Below are 4,633 nucleotides of genomic sequence, written 5' to 3'. Positions count from 1 at the left end.
CCTTTTACAGTATTATTAATTGTTTTAGACAGGTAGTTTTTAAATACGTACAGTTTACGTTCAAAATCTGCACCTGCTGCAATTGCATAAGGACGGGCAATAAATACCTGTTCCATTTCCGGTTCTACTGACAAGGCCATATCGCCAATACCTTCTGTATTGGTTATTACCTTTCTAAAGCCCAGAACTTCCAGGTTTAGTTTTTCGGCAGCGCGGTAAATAATTTCCCTACATTCTTCTCTTGCCTTCACATCTTTGGGTAGGAATAGCATTCCGACGCCGTAATCTCCAGATTCATTTAAACTGAATCCGATTTTGAGACACTCGTCATACAGGAATTCATGGGGTATTTGTATCATAATACCAGCCCCATCACCTGTATTGATTTCAGCTCCGCAAGCCCCGCGGTGATCAAGATTTTCAAGAATGGTTATAGCGTCAGAAATAATTTGCTGTGATTTCCTGCCCTTTATATGGGCAACAAATCCGATACCGCAGGCATCGTGCTCAAAACGCTGGTCATATAACCCTTGGTTATCTTGTTTTGGTTCCATAAGTCTCGTTTAAATATTAGTTTTGGTATAGTGTATTTAGGACACTAAGATACGAATAAAATTCAAGGAATTATAATATTCACATATTTTTTAGAAAAAAAGCAGTACTTGGCAATGAAGTGCGTACTTAATTATCATATTAGTAAATTACATCGTTTTAATTTATGATGTTGGTAATGGTGTTATTTAGAATTATTTTGCATAACAAAATAATTACAAATGGCTTTACGTGCTTTAAACGCAATTTTTCTTGTTTTTTGCTGTCGGTTTTTTGATTTTCTTCTATTTAATCTAGTGTGTTCCCTTGTAAGGTTATCTAAATATAAGGGAAATATTAAATTATTTACAAACTCAATCTCTTTAACGTCAATTGATTATCTTTATTTCCTTTAAAAAGTTGAAATATTTAGTGATTTTCCTTTCGTAGATTCAGGTCTTTTGCTACTTTTGTGGCGGGCAAGTCTTTTACGATCAGCTCCTTTTGAACTCCCCCAGGTCGGGAACGAAGCAAGGGTAGAAAATAACATGAAATTTTTTATTGACACAGCTAATCTTGATCAAATAAAAGAAGCCCAAGATCTTGGTGTTTTAGATGGTGTAACCACTAACCCTAGTCTTATGGCTAAAGAAGGTATTACGGGCGATGCTAACGTAATTGCGCATTACAAGGCCATCTGCGCTATCGTAGATGATAATGTAAGTGCAGAAGTGATATCTACCACCTATGATGAAATCATCAAAGAAGGTGAAGCTTTAGCTAAATTAGATCCAAAGATTGTTGTTAAGGTACCTATGATTAAAGATGGCGTTAAAGCAATTAAATATCTTTCATCTAAAGGTATCAGAACCAATTGTACTTTAATTTTTTCTGCCGGACAGGCATTATTAGCTGCTAAAGCGGGTGCAACATATGTATCTCCATTTTTAGGTCGTTTAGACGACATCTCTACTGATGGTTTACAATTAATTGAAGATATCAGATTAATATTTGACAACTACGGTTACCCTACTCAAATTTTAGCTGCTTCTATCCGCGGTCCGTTGCATATTGTAAATTGTGCTAAATTAGGTGCAGATGTAATTACAGGTCCTTTATCTGCAATTACGGCTTTGTTAAAACACCCATTAACTGATAGCGGTTTAGCTCAGTTCCTTGCTGATCACAAAAAAGCTTCAGAAGCAAAATAGTGTTTCTTTAACGCATAAAAAAGGCTGGATCATAATTTATGACCCAGCCTTTTTTATGTGATTTATATATAATTGCTTAAGTTCGGTCGGGTGAAGACTTAGTCTTTATCTCTGGCTAATATTCCTGCACTAAGTGTTTGAAATTCATTCCCTGCAAGTACTTCTTTAACAAGATTGTAATCTATTTGTTCATCAGGTAATATCTCTATACCCTTTACCCCTGCTCCGTTTGCAGCTTCAACATCCCTTGGTTTGTCGCCAATCATTACAGAAAGGGCCGGATCAATGTTGTATTTAGCGATAGCTTCTAGTAGCATTCCTGATTTAGGCTTTCTGCATTCGCAATCGCCAGAAATAGTTGGATGATGAGGACAGTAGTATGCATGCGTTATTAAAGCACCCTGATCTTCAAATTTTTGAGCAAGAACTTTATGCATTTCGGCCAGTGCCTCTTCAGTATAACGCTTTTGAGCAATTCCACCTTGATTTGTAATTACGATTAGCAAGTAGCCCTCGTCATATAGTTTTTTCAAGGGAGGAATCTGATATTCCAATACTTCAAAATCTTCTAGTTTGGTAATGTAATCGTGAATTTCGTGATTAAGAACGCCATCGCGATCCAAAAAAATAGCTTTATTCATTATTTATAGTTATTCCTCTCGGTATTTTTATACCTTATGGGTTAGTTTAATATTCCAAATATGAGAATATAAAGTTTATTGTGGCCAGATATTGTTTGTTTTTATTAAACAAATGACCTCTGGCTATGTTATTAGAAGAGTTAAATTTTAAATATATACGATTATGCCATACATTAAAAAGAACGCCGAGAACAGTTCATCAGTTAATATATTTTTTGAAGATTTAGGTACAGGTAAACCTGTAGTTTTGATCCACGGATGGCCGGTATCTCATGAGATGTGGGAATATCAAGTAAATACCCTGGTAAACGCAGGATATAGATGTATAGCATACGACAGACGTGGTTTTGGTCAATCAGACAGACCATGGCATAATTATGATTATGATACACTTGCAGCCGATTTACACGAGGTAATTACAGCACTAAACCTAAACGATGTTACCCTTGTAGGGTTTTCGATGGGTGGTGGCGAAGTGGTTAGGTATTTAGGTAAATATGGATCATCTAGAGTTACTAAAGCTGTATTGATTAGTTCTGTAGTTCCCTTGCTTTTGAAAACAGAAGACCATGAAGAGGGTGTTCCCCGTGAAGTATTCGATGGTATGATTGCAGGCCTGCAAAATGACCGACCTGCTTTTTTAACAGAATTTGGGCGACAATTTTTTAGTGTAGACGGGCAGAACAAACCAGTTAGCCAGGAAATTCAAAACTGGATGCATCAACTTGCAATTGTTGCCAGTCCTAGAGCTACCACTGAATGTGTTCGTTCCTTCTCTGAAACTAATTTTAGAACAGATTTAAGTGTAATCACCATTCCTGTATTGATTATTCACGGTAATGATGATAAAATTGTACCTATTAACATTACCAGTGATGTAACTTCTTCACTATTGCCCAACTCAGAATATCATGTTATTGAAGGTGCATCACATGGCGTATTCCTTACCCATAAAGATGAGGTCAATAAATTGCTGCTTAATTTTCTGTAAAAATATGTGGCGCTCTGTCCTACTGTTTAATCGCAATTTGCCTTTTTTATAGAGATGGGAATATTAATTGAAGGTGAAGAAAAGATTAAATGTAAATAATAAGGCTAGGAATCAGCTTACTATGCGATTTCTGGATATATTATTTGCAGAATATATATCGTAATCCTATATTTGCACCACTTTAAACGGAAACGCTTTAGAGGAAAGTTCCAAATAAGAACTTTGATTCCGTAGCTCAGCTGGTAGAGCATTACACTTTTAATGTAGTGGTCCTGGGTTCGAATCCCAGCGGGATCACAATCGAAATTATCAATGCCCTGTTACTTAAATAGTTGCAGGGCATTGTTGTTTACAGGTACAACATAGGTAAAACATTCACTAAACTACTTTTTTTAGCTTCTGAGTTTTATCGAAAATATTCATGGCTTTATCCAGTTCTTCGTTCAATATTCTCGCGTAAACTTCTGTATGTTTTACCGAGGCGTGACCCATCAATTTTGAAACGTATTCAATTCGCATTCCTTTCTGCAGAGCTCTTACCGCCCAGCTATGTCTGGCTGTATGGAAGGATATCTTTTTGTTAATGCCTGCGAGAATGCCAATTTTGCGGAGACTTTTATTTGTGAAGGCGGTCGCTGATGAAATTGCATTGAAAAGTTTCAGTTTATCAGTTTCATCAGTAGCTATATTAAGCAACGGGAAGATGAATGTTTCCGGATCAAGAGTGTCACTCTTACGCTGATAGGTTTTGTAAAACTGAAGTATATCGAGTGACTTTTTAAGTAGTTTGATACTCAGATCCTCTTTGGTCTTTTTGACCTGGAAGTAGAGGTGTTTTCCATTGAAATTCTTCCAGCGCATCATTAGCAGATCGGAGATCCGGACGCCTCCGGAGTATGCACTGAAAACGTAAAGGTTTCGATGATGGTTGATGATGGAACCATGCTCCAAATCCAGGCTTTCAATTCTCTCCAGCTCGTCATCTAGGAGAAATTCTCTGAAGGTCTTTTGTCCTTTCAGTTTGATCTTATTGAATGGATTTTTCTCTGCCGGCATCAGCTCTTCGTCAATTGCATCACTAATCATTTTCCTGACCACTTTCAGGTTGGAATGCACAGTATTGTTGTGATTCTTTAGTTCCTCAATCAGGAACTGCTGGAAGTCTCTTATAAACTTGACATTGATCTCATCAAAGAACAGCTTGTCTCGTTTTGTAAATTTTTTCAGTTTGCCAAGTATGCCATTGAACCGCCTAATCG

General features: G+C 36.9%; 4 protein-coding genes, 1 tRNA gene and 1 pseudogene. 3 read left to right on the top strand and 3 right to left on the bottom strand.

The genetic code is table 11. The features are described 5' to 3' along the window. Positions 1 to 554: pseudogene (locus AC1DDX_RS25455) on the bottom strand (glutamate synthase subunit alpha); the annotation flags it as partial. 525 nt (positions 555 to 1,079) lie between these two features. On the opposite strand from AC1DDX_RS25455, the gene fsa reads away from it, so the two are divergent. Then, a complete protein-coding gene (gene fsa / locus AC1DDX_RS25450) occupies positions 1,080 to 1,742 on the top strand; it encodes a fructose-6-phosphate aldolase (RefSeq protein ID WP_048905467.1) in 663 nt (220 codons plus the stop codon). A gap of 98 nt (positions 1,743 to 1,840) precedes the next feature. On the opposite strand, the gene AC1DDX_RS25445 is transcribed toward fsa, so the two are convergent. Further along, entirely contained in the window at positions 1,841 to 2,383 is a 543-nt protein-coding gene (locus AC1DDX_RS25445) for a D-glycero-alpha-D-manno-heptose-1,7-bisphosphate 7-phosphatase (RefSeq protein ID WP_337716254.1), read from the bottom strand. A 163-nt stretch (positions 2,384 to 2,546) separates the two neighbouring features. Here AC1DDX_RS25445 and AC1DDX_RS25440 point away from each other — a divergent pair, with 163 nt between their 5' ends. Beyond that, on the top strand, positions 2,547 to 3,374 hold the full coding sequence (locus tag AC1DDX_RS25440) for an alpha/beta fold hydrolase (RefSeq protein WP_337716252.1): 828 nt from the start codon (positions 2,547 to 2,549) through the stop codon (positions 3,372 to 3,374). Between the two features lie 224 nt (positions 3,375 to 3,598). Continuing rightward, positions 3,599 to 3,671, top strand: a tRNA-Lys gene (locus tag AC1DDX_RS25435). 81 nt (positions 3,672 to 3,752) lie between these two features. On the opposite strand, the gene AC1DDX_RS25430 is transcribed toward AC1DDX_RS25435, so the two are convergent. After that, the coding region (locus AC1DDX_RS25430; protein ID WP_477622825.1) for a tyrosine-type recombinase/integrase at positions 3,753 to 4,633 on the bottom strand (881 nt) is incomplete at its 5' end.

The organism is Pedobacter sp. 10L46_2, from assembly GCF_056395165.1.
Note: the sequence above shows the minus strand (reverse complement) of the source record. Positions and strands in the feature narration are given on the sequence as shown.

Bases quoted from the DNA above. Each gene is read 5' to 3' on its own strand.
- fsa (WP_048905467.1), top strand. From the start codon at position 1,080: ATGAAATTTTTTATTGACACAGCTAATCTTGATCAAATAAAAGAAGCC.
- AC1DDX_RS25445 (WP_337716254.1), bottom strand. From the start codon at position 2,383: ATGAATAAAGCTATTTTTTTGGATCGCGATGGCGTTCTTAATCACGAA.
- AC1DDX_RS25440 (WP_337716252.1), top strand. From the start codon at position 2,547: ATGCCATACATTAAAAAGAACGCCGAGAACAGTTCATCAGTTAATATA.